Annotated in this window: 17 protein-coding genes; 6 read left to right on the top strand and 11 right to left on the bottom strand. The window is 70.4% G+C overall.

The features are described from left to right. Nucleotides 1-32: 32 nt before the first annotated feature. Nucleotides 33-1,226, bottom strand: coding sequence for an RtcB family protein (locus ABXJ52_RS20800; RefSeq protein ID WP_367044121.1), 1,194 nt, complete (start codon nt 1,224-1,226; stop codon nt 33-35). Between the two features lie 181 nt (nt 1,227-1,407). On the opposite strand from ABXJ52_RS20800, the gene ABXJ52_RS20795 reads away from it, so the two are divergent. The 3 genes from ABXJ52_RS20795 (at nt 1,408) to ABXJ52_RS20785 (ending at nt 4,932) form a co-directional block, all read left to right on the top strand. Beyond that, nucleotides 1,408-2,298 (top strand): DUF3558 domain-containing protein, encoded by an 891-nt coding sequence (locus ABXJ52_RS20795; protein ID WP_367044120.1) that lies wholly within the window; start codon nt 1,408-1,410, stop codon nt 2,296-2,298. A gap of 116 nt (nt 2,299-2,414) precedes the next feature. Continuing rightward, nucleotides 2,415-3,296: a DUF3558 domain-containing protein gene (locus ABXJ52_RS20790; RefSeq protein WP_367044119.1), complete on the top strand. Its 882-nt coding sequence runs from the start codon at nt 2,415-2,417 to the stop codon at nt 3,294-3,296. Nucleotides 3,297-3,468: 172 nt separating this feature from the next. Continuing rightward, nucleotides 3,469-4,932 (top strand): DUF2637 domain-containing protein, encoded by a 1,464-nt coding sequence (locus ABXJ52_RS20785; protein WP_367044118.1) that lies wholly within the window; start codon nt 3,469-3,471, stop codon nt 4,930-4,932. Here the strand turns inward: ABXJ52_RS20785 and ABXJ52_RS20780 are convergent. Together ABXJ52_RS20780 and lysS are read right to left on the bottom strand one after the other, a co-directional pair. After that, complete coding sequence (locus ABXJ52_RS20780; protein WP_367044117.1) at nt 4,929-5,138, bottom strand: hypothetical protein; 210 nt, start codon at nt 5,136-5,138, stop codon at nt 4,929-4,931. The two genes, ABXJ52_RS20785 and ABXJ52_RS20780, sit on opposite strands and share 4 nt — an antisense overlap. Nucleotides 5,139-5,511: 373 nt before the next feature. Continuing rightward, complete coding sequence (lysS, locus tag ABXJ52_RS20775; protein WP_367044116.1) at nt 5,512-7,266, bottom strand: lysine--tRNA ligase; 1,755 nt, start codon at nt 7,264-7,266, stop codon at nt 5,512-5,514. Between the two features lie 146 nt (nt 7,267-7,412). Between lysS and argS the strand changes: the two genes are divergently transcribed. Further along, the gene (argS, locus tag ABXJ52_RS20770) at nt 7,413-9,182 is read left to right on the top strand and encodes an arginine--tRNA ligase (protein WP_367044115.1); all 1,770 of its coding nucleotides are present in this window, start codon (nt 7,413-7,415) and stop codon (nt 9,180-9,182) included. Here the strand turns inward: argS and ABXJ52_RS20765 are convergent. Together ABXJ52_RS20765 and ABXJ52_RS20760 are read right to left on the bottom strand one after the other, a co-directional pair. Beyond that, a complete protein-coding gene (locus ABXJ52_RS20765) occupies nt 9,179-10,387 on the bottom strand; it encodes a PLP-dependent aminotransferase family protein (protein ID WP_367044114.1) in 1,209 nt (402 codons plus the stop codon). The genes argS and ABXJ52_RS20765 overlap by 4 nt on opposite strands. A gap of 126 nt (nt 10,388-10,513) precedes the next feature. Continuing rightward, a complete protein-coding gene (locus ABXJ52_RS20760; protein ID WP_367044113.1) occupies nt 10,514-11,926 on the bottom strand; it encodes a helix-turn-helix transcriptional regulator in 1,413 nt (470 codons plus the stop codon). A gap of 203 nt (nt 11,927-12,129) precedes the next feature. Between ABXJ52_RS20760 and ABXJ52_RS20755 the strand changes: the two genes are divergently transcribed. Continuing rightward, on the top strand, nt 12,130-12,660 hold the full coding sequence (locus tag ABXJ52_RS20755; protein ID WP_367044112.1) for a DUF4232 domain-containing protein: 531 nt from the start codon (nt 12,130-12,132) through the stop codon (nt 12,658-12,660). Nucleotides 12,661-12,734: 74 nt separating this feature from the next. Continuing rightward, nucleotides 12,735-12,869: a hypothetical protein gene (locus ABXJ52_RS20750; protein WP_367044111.1), complete on the top strand. Its 135-nt coding sequence runs from the start codon at nt 12,735-12,737 to the stop codon at nt 12,867-12,869. Here ABXJ52_RS20750 and ABXJ52_RS20745 read toward each other — a convergent pair. The 6 genes from ABXJ52_RS20745 to ABXJ52_RS20720 form a co-directional block, all read right to left on the bottom strand. After that, complete coding sequence (locus ABXJ52_RS20745) at nt 12,866-13,843, bottom strand: zinc-binding dehydrogenase (protein ID WP_367044110.1); 978 nt, start codon at nt 13,841-13,843, stop codon at nt 12,866-12,868. The two genes, ABXJ52_RS20750 and ABXJ52_RS20745, sit on opposite strands and share 4 nt — an antisense overlap. 121 nt (nt 13,844-13,964) lie before the next feature. Further along, nucleotides 13,965-14,954, bottom strand: coding sequence for a porphobilinogen synthase (gene hemB / locus ABXJ52_RS20740; protein WP_367044108.1), 990 nt, complete (start codon nt 14,952-14,954; stop codon nt 13,965-13,967). A 145-nt stretch (nt 14,955-15,099) separates the two neighbouring features. Next, on the bottom strand, nt 15,100-16,758 hold the full coding sequence (locus tag ABXJ52_RS20735; protein ID WP_367044107.1) for a bifunctional uroporphyrinogen-III C-methyltransferase/uroporphyrinogen-III synthase: 1,659 nt from the start codon (nt 16,756-16,758) through the stop codon (nt 15,100-15,102). Beyond that, nucleotides 16,755-17,714: a hydroxymethylbilane synthase gene (gene hemC / locus ABXJ52_RS20730; protein WP_367044106.1), complete on the bottom strand. Its 960-nt coding sequence runs from the start codon at nt 17,712-17,714 to the stop codon at nt 16,755-16,757. Before hemC ends, ABXJ52_RS20735 begins: the two co-directional genes overlap by 4 nt. Further along, nucleotides 17,711-19,447, bottom strand: coding sequence for a glutamyl-tRNA reductase (locus ABXJ52_RS20725; RefSeq protein WP_367044105.1), 1,737 nt, complete (start codon nt 19,445-19,447; stop codon nt 17,711-17,713). The genes hemC and ABXJ52_RS20725 overlap by 4 nt, the downstream gene beginning before the upstream one ends. Then, nucleotides 19,444-20,199: a redox-sensing transcriptional repressor Rex gene (locus ABXJ52_RS20720; protein WP_367044104.1), complete on the bottom strand. Its 756-nt coding sequence runs from the start codon at nt 20,197-20,199 to the stop codon at nt 19,444-19,446. Before ABXJ52_RS20720 ends, ABXJ52_RS20725 begins: the two co-directional genes overlap by 4 nt. Nucleotides 20,200-20,431 lie beyond the last annotated feature (232 nt).

The following is a 20,431-nucleotide window of genomic DNA, read 5'->3' as shown; positions in this document are numbered from 1 at the left end:
CCCCGACCGTCCACGGTCGGGGCACTCTCGCTTCACCCCTTCACGCAGATGAACTGCTTCAGCTTCGCCACGACCTCGACCAGGTCACGCTGATGCTCCATGACCTGCTCGATCGGCTTGTAGGCCCCCGGGATCTCGTCCACGACACCCGAGTCCTTGCGGCACTCGACGCCCTGCGTCTGCTCCTCCAGGTCACGCGCGGAGAAGCGCTTCTTCGCCGCGTTCCGGCTCATCCGCCGACCCGCGCCGTGCGACGCCGAGTTGAAGGCCTTCTCGTTGCCGAGGCCCTTCACGATGTACGTTGCCGTGCCCATCGACCCCGGGATGATGCCGAGGTCACCGGAGCCTGCCCGGATCGCGCCCTTACGCGTGACCAGCAGGTCCATCCCCTCGTACCGCTCCTCGGCCACGTAGTTGTGGTGACAGCTGACCTCCGCTTCGAAGGTCGGCTTGGCCTTCTTGAACTCCCGGCGAATGACATCCTTCAGGAGGCCCATCATGATCGCGCGGTTGTACTTGGCGTACTCCTGAGCCCAGTAGAGGTCGTTTCGGTACGCCGCCATCTGCGGGGTGTCCGATACGAAGACTGCCAGGTCACGGTCCACCAAGCCCTGGTTGTGCGGGAGCTTCTGGGCAATGCCTATGTGGTGCTCGGCGAGCTCCTTGCCGATGTTGCGGGAGCCCGAGTGCAGCGTGAGCCACACAGAACCGGAAGAGTCAGTTGAAGCTTCAATATGATGGTTTCCCGCTCCAAGCGTCCCCATCTGCTTGGCAGCCCGCTCCCGGCGGAACTTGACCGCATCAGCGATCCCGTCGAACCGCCCCCAGAAGCCCTCCCACCCCGACGTCCCGAACCCATGCAACCGCCCCGGATCCACCGCCTCCGCATGCATCCCCCGCCCCACCGGAATGGCAGCCTCGATCTTCGACCGCAGCCGTGACAGGTCCCCCGGCAGGTCATTCGCCGTCAGGGACGTCTTGACCGCGGACATTCCGCAGCCGATGTCGACGCCCACCGCCGCGGGGCATACCGCGCCCTGCATGGCGATCACCGAGCCGACCGTCGCGCCCTTGCCGTAGTGGACGTCCGGCATGACGGCCAGGCCCTTGATCCAGGGCAGCGTTGCCACGTTCCGGAGCTGCTGGAGTGCCACGTCCTCCACCGAGGCCGGGTCCGTCCACATCCGGATCGGTACCTTTGCCCCCGGAACCTCCACGTACGACATAACGTCCTCATTCCCCCGTAGTTGCATGAAAGTGCCGAAAGTCTCCAAGCGCAAATACCGGAGCCAAGGTCAACGAAAGGGATCACGGACCGGCGTCCACGGCATTGCGTGCGATACACATTGTGTCCACCGGCCGCCCATCAGCGGCAACCCAATATCCCCGCGAGAAGGAGCCCACACGGTGCAGCGGAAGGCTTACGTACCAGGCGTCGCAGCTCTCATCGCGGCGCTGCTCGCCGGCTGCACGGGTGGAGGCGCGCTCGGCGGGGAGCCGGACGACTCGAAGCCCGGCGACACCGGCGGGACGACCGCGGCCGCCGAGCCCGGCAAGTACCGCACGCTCCCCGAGGCCTGCGGCGAGGTCGACACCGGCACGCTCGACTCCATGCTGCCCGGCATCAAGGAGAACCCGGACGAGGAGCAGCGGGAGAAGGCGTACGAGGGTGCGCCGACCGTCACGTACGACACCGACCGGCGTGTGGGCTGCCGCTGGAAGGTGGAGTCCTCGGATGCCACTCACCATCTGCTGGTCGACTTCGAGCGGGTCGTCTCGTACGACGCTGCCGTGAGCGATGACACCCGTGCCACGGAGGTCTACTCGTCGAAGGTGCAGAAGGCCGACCTGCCCGAGCCCTCCGGCCCTCCGTCCTCCGCCGACGACGGGGACGGGAGCGCGGACGGGAGTGACGGGGCCGACCCTGAGGCGTCCGACGGCGCCGGGGCGGGCAACGGCGAATCCGACGAGGGCAAGGACAAGGGTGAGGGTGAAGGCGGGGGGGACTCCGGCGACAGCGCGTCCAGCGACGCGGAAGCGCCCGTCACGCCTCCCGGCCTCGAGCCCCGCATCCTCGAAGACCTGGGCGACGAGTCCTTCCTCGACGACGCGCTCACGACGGCCGCATCCGCGACCCGGCACCGCACGGTGACTGTGGTGTTCCGCACGTCGAACGTGATCGTGACCGTCGAGTACGACGAGCAGCCGGGGCGTCGTACGGAGATCCCCGACAGCAAGGAAATGCAGGACAAGGCGCAGGAACTGGCCGGAACGCTTGCCGACAGGTTCGACGATTAGCGGCGGTCCGGAGAGGTGCCCGGGTCTTCGGAAGCGGAGTCGTCCGCGTCGGGCACGGCGTACCGTGGCCCATCGAACCGACGACAGCCGTCCTGAGTGACTTGAGTGAAGGAACCATGCACCGACCAGCACAGCGACTCACCCGCATACTCACCTGCGCAGCCGCCGTACCGGTGATCCTCATTGCCTCCGGCTGCTCCTCCGACTCCGGCTCGGGTTCGGACGGGGCGGAGAAGGACTCGGGCTCGAAGTCCTCGGCTTCCGCCTCGGGCAAGGACAAGGCCGCGAGCGTGGAGAAGGCGGCGTTCAGCAAGCTGCCCGAGCCCTGCGAGGTCCTGTCGAAGAAGACGCTCGACGACCTTGTCCCGAAGGCGAAGGACAAGTCGGGCAAGGCGGGCACGTCCGATGACACGTCGGCGCGTGGCACCTGCTCGTGGGACAGCCTCGACAACAACGGCGTCGACGGCTCGCAGTTCCGCTGGCTGCGCGTGTCGCTGATGCGCTTCGACTCGGACGCGTCGCTCGGCAGTGGTGCCAAGCGCGCGCAGAACAGCTTCGCGAAGCAGGTCGCCGACGCGCAGGCGACGGACGGCGCGAAGAGCGTCAAGACGGAGCCGGTACCGGGGCTCGGCGACCAGACGACGGTCGTGCACTACGACCTGAAGAAGGACAAGGAAGACTTCAAGCAGCAGACGGTCGTGACGCGCGTGGAGAACGCGGTCGTGACGATCGACTACAACGGCGCGGGCCTGGCGGGCGACAAGGCGCCGAGCTCGAAGGACCTGTCCAAGGACGCCGAGAAGGCCGCTAAGGAGGCCGCCGAGGCGGTCGCCTCCGCGAACAAGGCGGGTGGCACGGACAGCGGCTCCAAGGACCCGAAGGCTTCCGAGAGCTCCAAGGACTCCAAGGGCTCCGGCTCCTCGGACTCGGGCTCGGACTCGGGCTCGGGCTCGGACTCCAAGTCGAAGTCCAAGTCCAGCTCCAAGCCCAAGAGCTGACGCCGGGCGGTAGAGCCCGCGTGCGCGTCCCGCGCACAACTCGCGGCGATTGCACGGAAGTTGTGGAGCCCGGCCCGCTGGTGGCCGGGCTCCTGCCGTACCGGCACACTGTCTTCCGTATGCGTGTGCCAGGCTGTCGCTCGCAACAAACCGAACAGGGAGGGGTTCGCGGGTGGCCGCGATGCAGCTGACACGCACGCACCGAATACTCATCGGCGTGGTCGTCGCCGGTGCGGTCGTCATCGCCGGCATCGGTTTCGCGGGGTCGTACGCGGCCGTGCGCGAGCTTGCCGAGAAGAAGGGCTTCGGCAGCTTCTCGGTGGTCTTCCCGATCGGCATCGACGCGGGTATCTGCGTCCTGCTGGCGCTGGATCTGCTCCTCACGTGGATCCGCATTCCCTTCCCGCTCCTGCGCCAGACGGCGTGGCTCCTGACGGCCGCGACGATCGCCTTCAACGGCGCCGCGGCCTGGCCGGACCCGCTGGGTGTAGGCATGCACGCCGTCATCCCGGTCCTTTTCGTGGTGGCCGTGGAGGCGGCTCGGCACGCGGTGGGCCGGATCGCGGACATCACGGCCGACAAGCACATGGAGGGCGTACGTCTCACGCGCTGGCTCCTGTCCCCCGTCCCGACGTTCAAGCTGTGGCGGCGGATGAAGCTGTGGGAGCTGCGCTCCTACGAGCAGGTCATCAAGCTGGAGCAGGACCGTCTCATCTACCAGGCGCGCCTTCAGGCCCGTTTCGGCCGCTCGTGGCGGCGCAAGGCTCCGGTGGAGTCGTTGATGCCGTTGCGGCTCGCGCGGTTCGGTGTGCCGCTGGCGGAGACGGCCCCGGCGGGGCTCGCGGCGGCGGGCATCGAGCCCGCGCTGTTGCCGCCGGCGCCGGAGGTGCAGCAGCGGGCGGAGTTGACCAAGCCGTCGGTGCCCGCGCCGCAGCTGGAGGCCGAGCCCCGGCCCGAGCCGGAGCAGCAGCCGCAGCGCGAGCCGCGCGCTCAGCCCCAGCCGGAGCAGCAGGAGCAGCAGGGGCCGGAGGCTCAGGGTGCCCCTCAAGGAGCGCACGTGAGCCCGTGGTTCGCCGCTCAGCAGCCTTCGTACGTTCCTGAAGAGCCGCATGACCAGTGGTACGCGGACCAGCAGGCGTACGCCGAGCAGCAGGCCTACGTCGAGCAGCAGGAGTACCTGGAGCAGCAGCAGGCGTACTTCGACGAGCAGGGCGGCGAGGGCGGCGGCGCGGCTGCTCCCGAGCCGGCGTTCCCGGTCCCCGCGGGTCCAGGCCGCACGCGCCCCCTGGGCGGACAGCATCTGATTCCGGGCCCGCGCGAGGAGTCCGTGGGTGTGGCGGAGGCGGCGGAGCCCGCAGAAGCCGCGGAGGAGCTGGAGCCGCTGCCCGAGGTATCCGAGGCATCCGGTCTCCCGGAGGACGTCTCGCGCGAGGACGCGTACTTCGCGGCGTTCCGCAAGTACGTGAACGAGCGCGGGGACTACCCCAACGCCCGGCAGTTCGGCCTGTACTTGATGGACCTGTACGGCGTCACGGGCCAGGCGGGCGGCCCTCCCGCGGAGAGCACACTGCGGCCGTACCTGCGTGACTTCCGGGGCCGCTACCAGGAGGAACTGGACTCGGAGTACAGCGCCTAGGCGCTGCTGCGGGCGCGCTTCTTGCTGGTCTCGCCCCAGATGGCGAGGGCGGCGCCGAGCGCGAACAGGGCGAGGTACGCGGGGGTGGGTACGTCCCACCACTTCTGGAGGAGCCCCCAGGGCTCGTCCCCGAAAATGCGCCCGGCGGCGCCGAGGGCTCCCTGGATCCCGAGGACCCACCCGACGATGGCGATGATTTCCTTCATACGACCAGGATCGCTGGCCCCGGGGCCTCGAGCGTCCTGCCCCGGAGTGATCTCCCGGTAGTCCAAAGGGTGCAGGGCTCCGCCTCCCGCTGCGCTGGCCACGCCCGCGGGTGGGCCCGAGCCCGACCGCGGCTGCACAAAAACCCGCCGCTCCGCGGCGGAGGTCCCCCACCCGCCCACCCAGCACCCGCATACACCCTGACCGAACAAACTCTCCCGCCCACCCACCCGATTACCCCGGGGCAATCGGGTGGGTGGGCGGGAAAACTCCGCCGCGAAGCGGCGGTCCAGTCCGCGGCACGCGAAGGGGGCGCCGCCCAGGCGAAGCTGGGCGGCGCCCCCGTGCTCGTACCGTTAGGCCGAGCGCCAAGCGTCACGCACCGAGCAGCTTCCGCACCCTCTCCGCCCCCACGGCGAGCAACAGCGTGGGCAGGCGCGGGCCTGTCTCCCGGGTCACCAGGAGGCGGTACAGGAGGGCGAAGAAGGACCGCTGCGCGACCTTGATCTCCGGGGGGAGTTCCTTCGCCGTGGCGTCTGCGGAGAACCCGGCCCGCACCTTCGGCACCCCGTACACCAGGTGCGTAAGACCGTCGAGGGACCAGTGCGAGTCGAGGCCTTCCAGGAGCAGCCGCAGCGACTCACGCCCCTCGTCGTCCAGCGAGGACAGCAGCTCCACGTCCGGCTCAGCCCGCACGATCGTGCGCGCGTCCGCCGGGACCTGGGTGGTGATCCAGTTCTCGGCACGGTCCAGCCGCGGCCGCGCCTCGTCCAGGGACGAGATCGGGTCCGTCGGGTCCAGGTCCCGCAGGATGCGGAGCGTCTGGTCCTCGGCGCCCGCCGTCACGTCCGCGACGGACGCGAGCGTGCGGTACGGCAGCGGACGCGGGGTCGCGGGCAGCGGCCCCGCAGCAGTCCGCACCGCACGCGAGTGCGCCGCGGCGTCCGCGGGCAGCACGGAGCCGTCCGCGACCTTCGCGTCGAGCTTGTCCCACTCGTCGTAGAGCCGCTGGATCTCCTGGTCGAAGGCGATCTTGAAGGACTGGTTCGGCCTGCGCCGGGCGTAGAGCCAGCGAAGCAGCGGCGCCTCCATGATCTTCAGCGCGTCGGCCGGAGTCGGCACGCCACCCTTCGACGACGACATCTTCGCCATCCCGGAAATGCCGACGAACGCGTACATCGGGCCGATCGGCTGCACGCCCGCGAAGATCTCGCGCACGATCTGCCCGCCGACCACGAACGACGACCCGGGAGACGAGTGGTCCACGCCGCTCGGCTCGAAGATGACGCCCTCGTACGCCCAGCGCATGGGCCAGTCGACCTTCCAGACCAGCTTGCCGCGGTTGAACTCGCTGAGCAGCACCGTCTCGGTGTGCCCGCAGTCCGCGCACACGTACGAAAGCTCCGTGCTCTCGTCGTCGTACGACGTGACGGTCGTCAGGTCCTTCTCGCACGCGCCGCAGTACGGCTTGTACGGGAAGTACCCGCTCTGGCCGCCGCTGCCGTCGTCCTCGCTCGCGGCGCCGGACCCCTCGGCGGCCTCCAGCTCGGCCTCGTCGACCGGCTTCTGCGACTGCTTCTGGCCGCCCTTCCCGGGGGCCTTCTTGGTGCGGTACTGGTCGAGGATCGCGTCGATGTCACCGCGGTGCTTCATCGCGTGCAGGATCTGCTCGCGGTAGACGCCCGAGGTGTACTGCTCGGTCTGGCTGATCCCGTCGTACTCCACGCCAAGATCGGCGAGCGCCTCGGTCATGGCCGCCTTGAAGTGCTCGGCCCAGTTCGGGTACGCGGAACCGGCCGGGGCGGGCACGGAGGTGAGGGGCTTGCCGATGTGCTGGGCCCAGGTCTCGTCGATGCCGGGGACGCCGGCCGGGACCTTGCGATACCGGTCGTAGTCGTCCCAGGAGATGAGGTGGCGGACCTCGTGCCCGCGCCGCCGGATCTCGTCCGCGACCAGGTGCGGGGTCATGACCTCGCGGAGATTGCCCAGGTGGATGGGGCCCGAGGGCGAGAGCCCGGAGGCGACGACGACCGGTTTGCCCGGGGCACGACGCTCCGACTCGGCGATGACCTCGTCCGCGTAGCGGGAGACCCAGTCGGTGGTATCGGTGCTCTGAGCCACGATCGGCACGCCTTTCTGCTTCAACTCATCTTCTACGTGAGTACCGCTTGTCGCGGCCATTCTCCCAGCTCGACCCGCAACCGCGAAAACCGCTTTTCCCTGCATGGGATACTGGCCGGGTCTATCTGCACCTCGAGGAGAACGGCATCCACTCCATGGCCTCGGTCACGTCCCTCACCGCCTCCGTCCACCAGCGCATCGCGGACGCCCTCTCGGCTGCCCTGCCGGAGGCCGGCGCCGCCGACCCGCTGCTGCGACGAAGCGACCGGGCCGACTACCAGGCCAACGGGATCCTGGCCCTCGCCAAGAAGGCGAAGGCGAATCCGCGGGAGCTGGCGGCGAAGGTCGTGGACGCCATCGACGCCCCTGACCTGCTGAAGGACGTCGAGGTGTCCGGCCCCGGCTTCCTGAACGTGACGGTCACCGACAAGGCGATCACCGAGAACCTCGCCGCGCGCGCCGCCGACGGCGAGCGCCTCGGCGTGCCGTACGCCGAGCAGGCGGGCACGACCGTCGTCGACTGGGCGCAGCCGAACGTGGCCAAGGAGATGCACGTAGGGCACCTGCGCAACTCGGTCATCGGCAACTCCGTCGTCAGGATCCTGGAGTTCACCGGCGAGAAGGTGGTCAGCCGCCACCACATCGGCGACTGGGGCACCCAGTTCGGCATGCTCGTGCAGTATCTGATCGAGCACCCGGACGCGCTGGGCCACCAGGCCGCCGACGGCACCGAGCGGGCGGGCGAGGAGGCCATGTCCGGCCTGAACCGCGTCTACAAGGAGTCGAAGGTGCTCTTCGACTCCGACGAGGACTTCAAGACGCGGGCCCGGCGCCGGGTGGTGGACCTCCAGGCAGGCGACCCCGAGACCCTCGCGATCTGGCAGCGGTTCGTGGACGAGTCGAAGGTCTACTTCTACTCGGTCTTCAACAAGCTGGACGTGGAGATCGAGGACGCGGACATCGTCGGCGAGTCCGGCTACAACGACATGCTGGCCGAGACCTGCCGCATGCTGGAGGAGTCCGGCGTCGCCGTCCGGTCGAACGGCGCGCTGTGTGTCTTCTTCGACGACGTGAAGGGCCCGGACGGCAACCCGTCCCCGCTGATCGTCCAGAAGTCCGACGGCGGTTTCGGTTACGCGGCCACCGACCTCTCCGCGATCCGCGACCGCGTCTTCAACCTCAAGGCCGACACGCTCCTCTACGTGGTGGACGCGCGGCAGTCCCTGCACTTCAAGATGGTCTTCGAGACGGCCCGCAGGGCGGGCTGGCTGACCGAAAACGTCAAGGCGGTGCAGCTCGGCTTCGGTACGGTCCTCGGCAAGGACGGCAAGCCGTTCAAGACCCGTGAGGGCGAGACCGTGCGCCTCATCGACCTCCTCGACGAGGCGATCGACCGGGCGTCGGCCATCGTCCGCGAGAAGGCGCAGGACCTCTCCGAGGAGGAGATGGCCGAGCGCGGCGCCCAGGTGGGCATCGGCGCGGTGAAGTACGCGGACCTGTCGACGTCGGCGGTGCGGGACTACAAGTTCGACCTGGACCAGATGGTGTCCCTGAACGGCGACACCTCGGTGTACCTCCAGTACGCGTACGCCCGTATCCAGTCGATCCTGCGCAAGGCGGGCGACGTCCGGCCGAAGGCGCACCCGGAGCTCGAACTGGCCGCCGCGGAGCGGGCGCTCGGTCTGCACGTCGACCAGTTCGCGGAGACGGTCGCCGAGGTCGCCGGGGAGTACGCCCCGCACAAGCTCGCCGCATACCTCTACCAACTGGCGTCGCTGTACACGACGTTCTACGACAAGTGCCCGGTCCTGAAGGCGGACACCCCGGCCCAGGTCGAGAACCGCCTGTTCCTGTGCGACATCACCGCCCGCACCCTGCACCAGGGCATGGCGCTCCTCGGCATCAGGACGCCTGAGCGCCTCTAGCCCCGAAGCGCGCTTCGGAGCCTGCGCAGTCCCTCGGCGATCTCGTCGGGGGACTGCGTGACGAAGCACATCCGCAGGGTGGCGACGTCCGGCTCCCCCGCGTAGAACGGCGTCCCGGGCACGTACGCCACGTCGTGCCTGACGACCTCGGGCAGCAGGGCAGCGGTGTCGTAGCCGTCGGGCAGCTTGGCCCAGACGAACGTGCCGCCCTCCGGGCGGAGCCAGGTGGACCCCTCGGGCAGCGCGTCCCCGAGTCCGGCGAGCATCGCGTCACGGTTCTCGCGGTACTTCCCGGCCACGTGCGCGACGTGCGCGTCCAGGTCGTTGTCCGCCAAGTACCGTGCCGCGGCGAGCTGGTTGACGGTCGGGGTGTGCAGGTCGGCGGCCTGCTTGGCGACGACACAGGCCCTCAGGAGCGCCGCGGGCCCCCGCAGCCAGCCCAGGCGCATACCGGGCGCCATGACCTTGGAGAAGCTGCCGAGCAGTACGGTGCGGTCCTCCGCGCCGGGGTACGAGGCGATCCACGGCACCCGCTCCCCCTCGAACCGCAGCTCCCCGTACGGGTCGTCCTCCACGATCCACAGCCCGCGCCGCGCGGCGACGTCGGCGATGGCGGCGCGGCGCCCGGCGGGCAGGGTGCGGCCGGTGGGGTTCTGGAAGGTGGGGACGGTGTAGAGCAGCTTGGGCCGGTGGAGGGCGACGAGATCGTCGAGGGCGTCCGGGTCGATCCCGGCCTCGTCGCACGGCACGGGCACGACGTGCGCGCCCGCGAAGCCGAAGGCCTGGAGGGCGGCGAGGTAGCAGGGGTTCTCGACGAGGATGGTCTCGCCGGGCTCGATGAGGGCGGTGGCGAGCAGGGACAGCGCCTGCTGGGAGCCGGTGGTGACGATGAGGTCGTCGGCCGAGGTCGCGAGCCCCCGCGCGGAGAACCGCTGGGCGATGGCGGTACGCAGGGCGGGTTCGCCCTCGGTGGTGGCGTACTGGAGCGCGCGCTCGGGCTGTTCGGTGAGCGCGGCCTGGAAGGCGGCCGCGATGCCGCGCTTGTCGAACAGGCCGGGGGCGGGGAGCCCGCCCGCGAAGTTGATGACCTCGGGCCGCGCGGTCACAGCCAGGATGTCCCGTACCGGCGAGCCCCCGACCGAGGCGGCACGCGCGGCGAGCGGCGGGGTGGGTGCGGCGGTGGGGGCGGGCTCGGTGACGGTCACGGCGACGGCTCCTTCGGCACGGACGGACGGCTCGATTCGCACCCTAGGCACGCAAGTGCCGCCTACACACGCCATTCCGGGATGCGGACCGGGCCGTTCGGACCGCTGCCGCCCCGCCTCCGGCGACTACTCGCCGGCGTCCACCCCTTGGTCGTCGTCACGATTCGTCTTCATCCACTTCTTGCTGTCGAGCGAGTACCCGTAGACGGGACGGCTCCGGTCGCCGCTCGTGGCGAACGGCTTGCCCGTGTCGTCGATGCGGACGGTTCCGTGCCGGGTGCCGCTCGACCACTCCAGCTCCAAGTACCACCGTACGAAGCGGGTGTTGGCGGTCGCGTTGACGTAGAACGCCTCCGGGTCGCTCGCGCTCACCTTGAACGGGAAGCCGCTCTCCCCCGCCTGCGGGGCCGGGCGCGGCACCGACGCGTCCAGGTCGACGTCGAAGGAGTGCTGCGGCACGCTGCCGCCGCAGCCGACGCCGATGTATCCCATCTTGTAGTTGTTCCACGCGAGGGGCGCGCTGGTTCCGGCGACGCGGACGTTCAGGGACTCCAGGACGACGGTGTCCTCGCCCGTGCCCTGGACGGTCAGCTTCACGGTCTGGTCCCGGGCGGAGACCGCCCCGTTCGCGGACACCCAGCCGGCGGCGTCCTGTTCGTTGGGGGGCGGGGAGAGGGTGCCGGGGGCCTTGTCGACGAGATAGGGGTGGCCGCAGGGGGCGTCCCAGTACTGGGGCTGGGTGGAGACGGTCACCGGGGCGTACCCGTTGCCGGTGCCACCGCTGCCGCCGCCCTTGGGCGCCCGGGTCCTGCCATCACCCTGCTCGCCCCCGCCGGACGGCTTCTCGGAACCGGCCGTCTCCTTGCCGCCGCCCTTGCTCTTCCCGGGCTCCTTCTCGGAGGGTGACGCGGACGCGGCGTCGGGGCTCTTGTCCAACTCCCCGCCCACCTCGCTCGGGGAGTCGGTGGCCACGTGGTCACGGTCACCGCCACCAGTAGCGGCCTGTACGGCGAAGGCGGTGGCGCCGAGCGCGAGTACGAGACCGGCGGCGACAAGAACACGCGCCCTGGGCAGACGCCGCCCGGCCGCCACGGGGGCACGCCCGATGACGATGCCGGGCGCACCACTGCCGGGGCCCTCATCCGCGTCCGCGCCCTCGCCCTCGCCCCTCTCGTCGTCGGCCACGGCGTCAGGAGTGTCAGAGGCAGCGTCAGGGTCAGCGACAGGAGCAGGAACCGGAACCGGAGACGGAGACGGAGACGGAGACGCAGGAACAGCAGACGCCTCCTCCTTACGATCACCGCGCGCCGCATCGGCCAGGATCCACCGCCGATGGACCTCGACCATCTCCTCCCGGGAGGCCCCGCACACCCGGGCCAGCCGCTCCAGCGGAGCGAACTCCGTGGGTACGGCGGACCCGTTCACATACCGGTGCAGCGTCGACGTCGACACATGCAACCGCTTGGCCAGCGCCCCGTAGCTGAGCCCCGACCGCTCCTTCAGCTCCCGCAGCAACTCCGCGAGATCGCCCGCCCCCACGCTCTCTCCATTCCATCCAGCCGTTCCAAGGAACGGAGTTTCCGCAGTTCACAGCCGTAAGACTGTCCCAACGTCCCCAACTGCCGTCCCACACTGGTTCCTGGGACAAAACCCCGCACAAGCTGTGGCCATACAAGCACGCCGCATCCGGGGACACCTCGGCGCGGCGCACGTCACTCCCGTCACACCGAAAGAGACCAGCCATGCGACTCACCACCAAGGCCGCCGCCACCGCCGCAGCTCTCACCGCCGCCCTCTCGCTCACCGCACTCGGCAGCGCCGCGTCGGCCGCGACCCCCGCCGCGAAGTCGGCTCCGGTCACCTGCACCGCCGCCACCACCAAGGTCACCATCGCCGAGGTCGACCGCCCCATCAACCACCTGCTCCTGAAGGCCAAGAACACGGGCACGAAGACGTGTTACGCGTACGGCGCCCCGTTCCTCCGCTTCGACGAGGGCCAGTCGGCCACACCGTGGGTGGAGGCGAGCAAGCCTCAGGCAGTCGTCACGCTGAAGCCGGGCCAGACGGCGTACGCGGCCATCGGCACGTCATCCCCGGAGGGTTCGGAAGGCTCCCAGGCCCAGAACCTGGAGGCCTACTTCTCCAACCGCACGATGAACGGCAGCGTAGGCAACCCGGCGGCGCCGAAGCTCCCGGAAGGCGGCGTGTACGTGGACAGCTCGGCCTACGTCACGTACTGGCAGACGACGGCTTCGGACGCCCTGATGTGGTGACGACCCTCGTACGCGGGTGGGTGGCTGATGGTCCCTCCATCAGCCACCCACCCTCACCCACGGATAAGTACCGCATGCCCAACGCCGCCCCCACCTCCAACCCCGGTCACGGCCTGCTCGACCGCGCGGTCGACGAGGGCTACGGCGCCGACGGCTTCTCCCGCCTGGTCACCCTGCTCAAGCAGGACCAGGTACCCACCCAGGCCTAGGGAATCAGCACGACCTTCCCCGTGGTCTCCCGCCGCTCCATGGCCGCGTGGGCCCGAGCCGCCTCCGCGAGCGGGTACGTCTGCACCGCAGGCACCAACTGCCCCTTGGCCGCGGCCTCCAGGGCGCGCCGCTCCTGATCGGGTCCGTCCTCGGGCCTGGCCAGCAGCCGCATCAGCGCGTTGGTGACCGCGATCCCCCGCTCCTCCACGACACCCGCGTCCGGCTCGAACCCTTCCTGTGAGGACCAGCCGATGACCACGTACCGCCCGCCCCTGCCGATGAGCCCGAACGCGGCGGCGGACTTCTCGCCTCCCACCCCGTCGAGTACGACACTCACCTCACGCCCGTCGAGGCGCTCGCGCACGGTGTCCGCCCAGCCGGGCCGGTTGTAGTCGACGGCGAGGTCGGCGCCGAGTTCCCAGACGGCCTCCACCTTGTCGGCCCCGCCCGCGGCGCCGATCACGACCGCGCCCACGGACAGCGCGTACTGCACCACGAGCCGACCGACACCACCCGCGGCGGATGTCACCAACACGACGTCGTCGGCGGCGAGTTGAGCGATGTCCAGGAGTCCGATGGCCGTCGCCCCGGTCATCACCATGGCCACGGCGGCCTCGAACCCGAGCCCGTCCGGCACCTCGTGCAGCTGCGCGAGGTCGGCCACCGACAGTTCGGCGTATCCGCCGGGTTCGCTGCGCGGGGTCACGACGGCTCGCCCCAGCCACTCGGGGTCCACGCCGGGGCCCACCGCGTCGACGATCCCGGCGACCTCTCCGCCGAAGACGGCTGGCAGCTCGGGCTCCGGCGGCGCCATGTCACCCGCCGCACCCTGCCGCAGGACGGTCTCGACGAAGTGAACTCCCGCCGCCCGTACGGCGATACGCACCTGGCCCGGCCCCGCGACGGGGTCGGGCCAGGTCTCGTACGTCAGGTTCTCGGCGGGTCCGAACTCGTGCAGCACCACGGCGCGCATACGTCCTCCTCAGAACGTCGACGCCCGTCGTTCGGAACGCCGATGCACACCACCCTGCAACCTCAATCAAACTTGAGGTCAAGGAGGTCGAGGAGGTCAAGCCCCGCCCATGCCGGCACCCTCAGAGCTTCCGCGCCACCTCGGTCGCCCAGTACGTGAGGATCATGTTCGCGCCCGCGCGCTTGATGCCGGTGAGCGACTCCATGATCGCCTGGTCGCGGTCGATCCAGCCGCGCTCGGCGGCAGCCTCGATCATCGCGTACTCGCCGCTGATCTGGTACGCCGCCACCGGCACGTCGACCGCGTCGGCGACCTTGGAGAGGATGTCCAGGTAGGGGCCCGCGGGCTTCACCATCACCATGTCGGCGCCCTCGTCGAGGTCGAGCGCAAGCTCACGCAGGGACTCGCGGGCGTTGGCCGGGTCCTGCTGGTAGGTCTTGCGGTCGCCCTTCAGGGACGAGCCGACGGCCTCGCGGAAGGGGCCGAAGAAGGCCGACGAGTACTTGACGGTGTAGGCCAGGATGGAGACGTCCTCGTGCCCGACCTGGTCCAACGCGTCGCGGATGACGCCGACCTGACCGTCCATCATGCCGCTGGGCCCCACGACGTGGGCTCCCGCGTCGGCCTGGACCTGCGCCATCTCCGCGTACCGCTCAAGGGTGGCGTCGTTGTCCACGCGGCCCTCGGCGTCGAGCACACCACAGTGACCGTGGTCGGTGAACTCGTCGAGGCACAGGTCGGACATGACGATGAAGTCGTCGCCGACCTCGGCGCGCACGTCACGCAGGGCGACCTGGAGAATCCCGTCCGGGTCGGTACCGACCGTTCCCGCGGCGTCCTTCTTCTCCTCCTCCGGCACCCCGAAGAGCATGATCCCGGAGACCCCGGCCTCCATCGCCTCGACGGCGGCCTTCTTGAGGCTGTCGCGGGTGTGCTGGACGACGCCGGGCATGGCGCCGATCTCCACGGGGGAGCTGATCCCCTCGCGCACGAACGCGGGCAGGATCAGGTCGGCCGGGTGCAGCCGCGTCTGGGCGACCATGCGCCGCATGGCGGAGGTCGTCCGAAGGCGGCGGGGCCTGGCCCCGGGGAAGGATCCGTACTTGGTCACTGTTCTCTTCACCTCACGAAAAGACTGCGGCCCCGGCTGAGGATCTCAGCCGGGGCCAGGGAAGCAACTAGCCCGTCCGGCGATTGAGGACGAACTCGGCGAAGCCGGTGGTTACGGTACGCCGTATCCCGCCCCGCGCCGAAGGCTACGGTGCCGCACGCCGCCTACGGGACCCGGGCCGCCGCTCGCTGGGCCGGGTGACGGGGTCCCCCGCGTCGAGCGCGGCCATCCGGCGCCGCGTCCCGAACTCGGCGAGTGCCGCCGCCAGTTTGTGCACCGAAGGCTCCGGGGCCATCACGTCCACCCGGAGCCCGTGCTCCTCCGCGGTCTTGGCGGTGGCGGGGCCGATACACGCGATGACGGTCACGTTGTGCGGCTTGCCCGCGATGCCGACGAGGTTCCGCACGGTCGACGAGGACGTGAAGAGCACGGCGTCGAAGCCGCCGCCCTTGATCGCCTCACGCGTGTCCGCCGGGGGCGGCGACGCGCGAACCGTCCGGTAGGCGGTCACGTCATCGACCTCCCACCCGAGGTCGATGAGCCCGGCGACCAGCGTCTCCGTGGCGATGTCGGCCCGCGGCAGGAAGACACGGTCGATCGGGTCGAAGACCGGGTCGTACGGCGGCCAGTCCTCCAGGAGGCCGGCGGCCGACTGCTCACCGCTGGGCACCAGGTCGGGCTTCACGCCGAAGGCGATCAGCGCCGCCGCGGTCTGCTCGCCGACCGCCGCGACCTTGATCCCGGCGAAGGCGCGCGCGTCGAGCCCGTACTCCTCGAACTTCTCGCGCACCGCCTTGACTGCGTTGACCGAGGTGAAGGCGATCCACTCGTAGCGGCCCGTGACCAGGCCCTTGACCGCGCGCTCCATCTGCTGGGGCGTACGCGGCGGCTCGACGGCGATGGTCGGCACCTCGTGCGGCACCGCGCCATAGGAGCTCAGCTGGTCGGAGAGCGAGGCCGCCTGCTCCTTCGTACGCGGTACGAGCACACGCCACCCGAAGAGCGGCTTCGACTCGAACCACGACAGCTGGTCGCGCTGGGCAGCGGCGGACCGCTCACCGACCACGGCTATGACGGGCTGTCCTCCGTCGGGCGAGGGCAGCACCTTCGCCTGCTTGAGCACCTGGGCGATGGTGCCCAGGGTCGCCTGCCAGGTGCGCTGCCGCGTCGTCGTGCCGGCGACGGTGACGGTCATCGGGGTGTCCGGCTTGCGGCCGGCCGAGACGAGTTCACCGGCGGCCGCCGCCACGGAGTCCAGGGACGTCGACACGACCAAGGTCCCGTCGGATGCCCCCACCTCGCTCCAGCAGCGGTCGGACGCGGTGCGCGCGTCGACGAAACGCACGTCCGTGCCCTGGGCGTCGCGCAGCGGAACACCCGCGTAGGCGGGTACACCGACCGCCGCCGCGATGCCGGGCACGACTTCGAAGGAGATGCCCTCGGCGGCGCAGGCGAGCATCTCCTCGGCGGCGTAGGTGTCGAGGCCGACGTCGCCGCTGACGGCACGCACGACCCGCTTGCCGCCCCTCGCTGCCTCCATGACAAGATTGGTGGCGGCTCGCAATGACGAGGCTTCGGCGATCGCTGACGCGTCGTCAACTGCCCCTGGCTGAGGTGTGTCCACACCTCCCCTGGCATGCGCGGATACGACGTCGAGCACATCCGGCTCGGCGATCAGTACGTCCGCTCGGGCCAGCGCCTCGACGGCGCGCAGCGTAAGTAGTCCCGGATCTCCGGGTCCGGCACCCAGGAAGGTGACGTGCCCGTGTGCGGGAAGGCCGGGAAGGTTCGAGGTGGGGCTCAAAGTGCTCGCTCCCCCATCAGACCGGCCGCGCCCTTGGCAAGCATCTCGGCAGCGAGTTCGCGGCCGAGCGCCATGGCTTGGTCATGCGTCTCAGGCACGGGACCGGTGGTGGACAGCTGCACCAGCGTCGAGCCGTCGGTTGCCCCGACGACGCCGCGCAGGCGCATTTCCTTGACAATCTGCCCGTCGGCCAGCAAGTCGGCCAACGCACCCACAGGTGCGCTGCAACCGGCTTCCAGGGCGGCGAGCAGGGATCGCTCGGCGGTCACGGCGGCCCGGGTGTACGGGTCGTCGAGCTCGGCGAGCGCGGCGGTCAGTGACGCGTTGGACGCGGCACATTCGATCGCCAGTGCCCCCTGGCCGGGGGCGGGCAGAACTGTGTCGACCGACAGGAAGTCGGTCACCTCGTCGATCCTGCCGACGCGGTGGAGCCCGGCGGCGGCGAGGACGACGGCGTCGAGCTCGCCCTTGTGCACGAACCCGATGCGGGTGTCGATGTTGCCGCGGATCGGCACGGTCTCTATGGCGAGTCCGTGGCTGCGAGCGTAGGCGTTGAGCTGCGCCATGCGGCGGGGCGAGCCGGTGCCGACGCGCGCGCCGCTCGGCAGCTCGGGGAAGGTCATCCCGTCGCGTGCGATGAGCACGTCGCGGGGGTCCTCGCGCAGCGGGACCGCGGCCAGGACCAGGTCGTCGGGCTGCGTGGTCGGCAGGTCCTTCAGCGAGTGGACGGCGAAGTCGACCTCGCCGGCGAGCAGCGCGTCGCGCAGGGCGGTCACGAAGACGCCGGTGCCGCCGATCTGCGCGAGCTGCTCACGGGACGTATCGCCGTACGTCGTGATCTCCACGAGCTCTACGGGGCGGCCGGTCAACTGGCTCACTGTTTCGGCCACTTGCCCGGACTGGGCCATGGCCAGCTTGCTGCGCCGTGTCCCGAGCCTCAGTGCCCTCTCGGTCATGCCCGGCCTCGATTCGGATCTGTTTGCGTTGCGTTCTGTTCGGTGGGTTCGTTGACCTTGTCGGCCCTGCTGACGGCGGCGACCGTCTGCGGGTCGAGGTCGAAGAGGGTGCGCAGCGCGTCGGCGTACCCGGCGCCGCCGGGCTCGCTCGCCAACTGCTTGACGCGCACGGTGGGCGCGTGGAGCAGCTTGTCGACGACGCGGCGGACGGTCTGGGTGATCTCCGCGCGCTCCTTCTCCGGAAGTCCGGGGAGCCGTCCGTCGAGCCGCGCGATCTCGTTCGCGACGACGTCGGCGGCCATGGTGCGCAGGGCGACCACGGTCGGCGTGATGTGCGCGGCCCGCTGCGCGGCGCCGAAGGCGGCGACCTCGTCGGAGACGATCGCGCGCACGCGCTCCACGTCGTCGGCCATGGGGGCGTCGGCGGATGCCTCGGCGAGCGACTCGATGTCGACGAGGCGTACGCCGTCGATGCGGTGCACGGCGCCGTCGATGTCGCGGGGCATGGCCAGGTCGAGCAGGGCGAGCAGGACGTTGCCGGTCTCGACGATCGAGGGGCGGCGCCGGTTCTCGGGCACGCGCCCGGTGGCGGTGACGGCCGCGGCGAGGGCGGTGATGGTGTCGGCCTCGCGCTGCGGGTCGTCGCGGCGCTCGGCGGGTGCGTTGTCCACCCAGGCCGCGTGCTGCTCCAGGGTCGCGGCGTCCATCCCGGCGACGGCTTCCTCGCCCATGACGGAGAAGCCGACGCCGCGGCCGACGGTTCCGTCACCGGAGAGCCCGAGCGGGCAGGCCTCGTCGGGGTCGGCGGGGACCTCGGCGGAGGCGCGCGGGGCGGGGGTGGCCGTGCTCGCCCCGCCGGACGCGCGCGGCGCACCGACGACGGCGGGCGTGCCGGTGCGGTCGGCGACCCCGGCGGCGACGGCCTCCGCGGTCAGTACGAGGCCTGTGGCCCCGGTGCAGGAGACCGCGACATCGGCACGTGTCAGTTCGGCCGCCACCTGGTCCATCGGAACGGCACGCGCGACGGTGCCCGTGCCGCCCTCCGCGAGGATCTCTGCCAGGCGGTGTGCCCGGTCGAGCGTGCGGTTGGCGACGACCACCTCGTGGACCCCGGCCCGCGCGAGCGTGGCAGCGGCCAGCGAGGACATGGACCCGGCGCCGATGACGAGGGCGCGCTTGCCCTTGGCCCAGGTCTCGACCGGCTCGCGCCCGGCGAGCTGTTCGAGGCCGAAGGTCACGAGCGACTGCCCGGCCCGGTCGATGCCGGTCTCCGAGTGCGCGCGCTTGCCGACCCGCAGGGCCTGCTGGAAGAGATCGTTGAGGAGGCGCCCCGCGGTGTGCAGCTCCTGGGAGCGCGCGAGGGCGTCCTTGATCTGGCCGAGGATCTGGCCTTCGCCGACGACCATCGAGTCCAGGCCGCAGGCCACCGAGAACAGGTGGTGGACGGCTCGGTCCTCGTAGTGGACGTAGAGATAAGGGGTGAGCTCTTCGAGGCCCACGCCACTGTGCTGCGCGAGCAGGGTCGACAGCTCGGCGACGCCCGCGTGGAACTTGTCCACGTCGGCGTAGAGCTCGATGCGGTTGCAGGTGGCGAGCACGGCCGCTTCGGCGGCGGGCTCGGCGGCGAGCGTGTCCTGCAGGAGCTTGGCCTGCGCGTCCACGGTGAGCGCGGCCCGCTCCAGGACGCTCACCGGAGCGCTGCGGTGGCTCAGGCCCACGACGAGGAGACTCATGCCGGCATCACGGCGGGGACGTCCCCGTCGGGTCCTTTGCGCTGCTGCTTGGCGGCGGCGGGCGGCACGACGCCGTCGGCAGCCGCTTCCTCGCCGGCCTTGCGCTGCTCGTGGAAGGCGAGGATCTGCAGCTCGATGGAGAGGTCCACCTTGCGTACGTCGACGCCCTCGGGCACGGAGAGAACGGTGGGCGCGAAGTTCAGGATCGAGGTCACACCGGCGGCGACGAGCCGCTCGCAGACCTGCTGGGCGGCGCCCGCCGGGGTGGAGATGACGCCGATGGAGACGCCGTTGTCGCTGATGATCTTCTCGAGCTCGTCCGTGTGCTGCACCGGCATGCCCGCGACGGGCGTGCCCGCCATGGCCGGGTCGGCGTCGATCAGCGCGGCGACACGGAAGCCACGAGAGGCGAACCCGCCGTAATTGGCAAGGGCCGCACCGAGGTTACCGATGCCGACGATGACGACGGGCCAGTCCTGGGTCAGGCCGAGCTCGCGTGAGATCTGGTAGACGAGGTACTCGACGTCGTAGCCCACACCGCGCGTCCCGTAGGAGCCGAGGTAGGAGAAGTCCTTGCGCAGCTTCGCGGAGTTGACCCCCGCGGCGGCCGCGAGCTCCTCGGAGGAGACCGTGGGCACCGAGCGCTCCGACAGAGCGGTGAGGGCTCGGAGGTACAGCGGAAGCCTGGCGACGGTGGCCTCGGGAATCCCTCGGCTGCGGGTCGCCGGTCGGTGAGTTCGGCCAGTTGCCACGGTGCTCCTGCGGGTAGAGCGGGGCTGCAGGCGGTCACACGTCCCCAGACCGCCCCGTCGAATGCAGGCTATGTCTTTGTGAACGCGTGCACAAAGATGGTGTCCGATTTGCCCGGCCAACGTGACCGGGGTCACGCGCCCCGGGCGCGTGTTCCGGGAACCGGCGCACATGAGGCCGCGGTGCTCAATTGATGGGGGCAAAACCGCACACTCTCCTCACGATCATCGCCCC

Origin of the sequence: Streptomyces sp. Je 1-332 (assembly GCF_040730185.1) — a bacterium.
In the GTDB taxonomy this organism is placed as follows: domain Bacteria; phylum Actinomycetota; class Actinomycetes; order Streptomycetales; family Streptomycetaceae; genus Streptomyces.
This window is presented reverse-complemented; position numbering and strand designations above follow the sequence as displayed.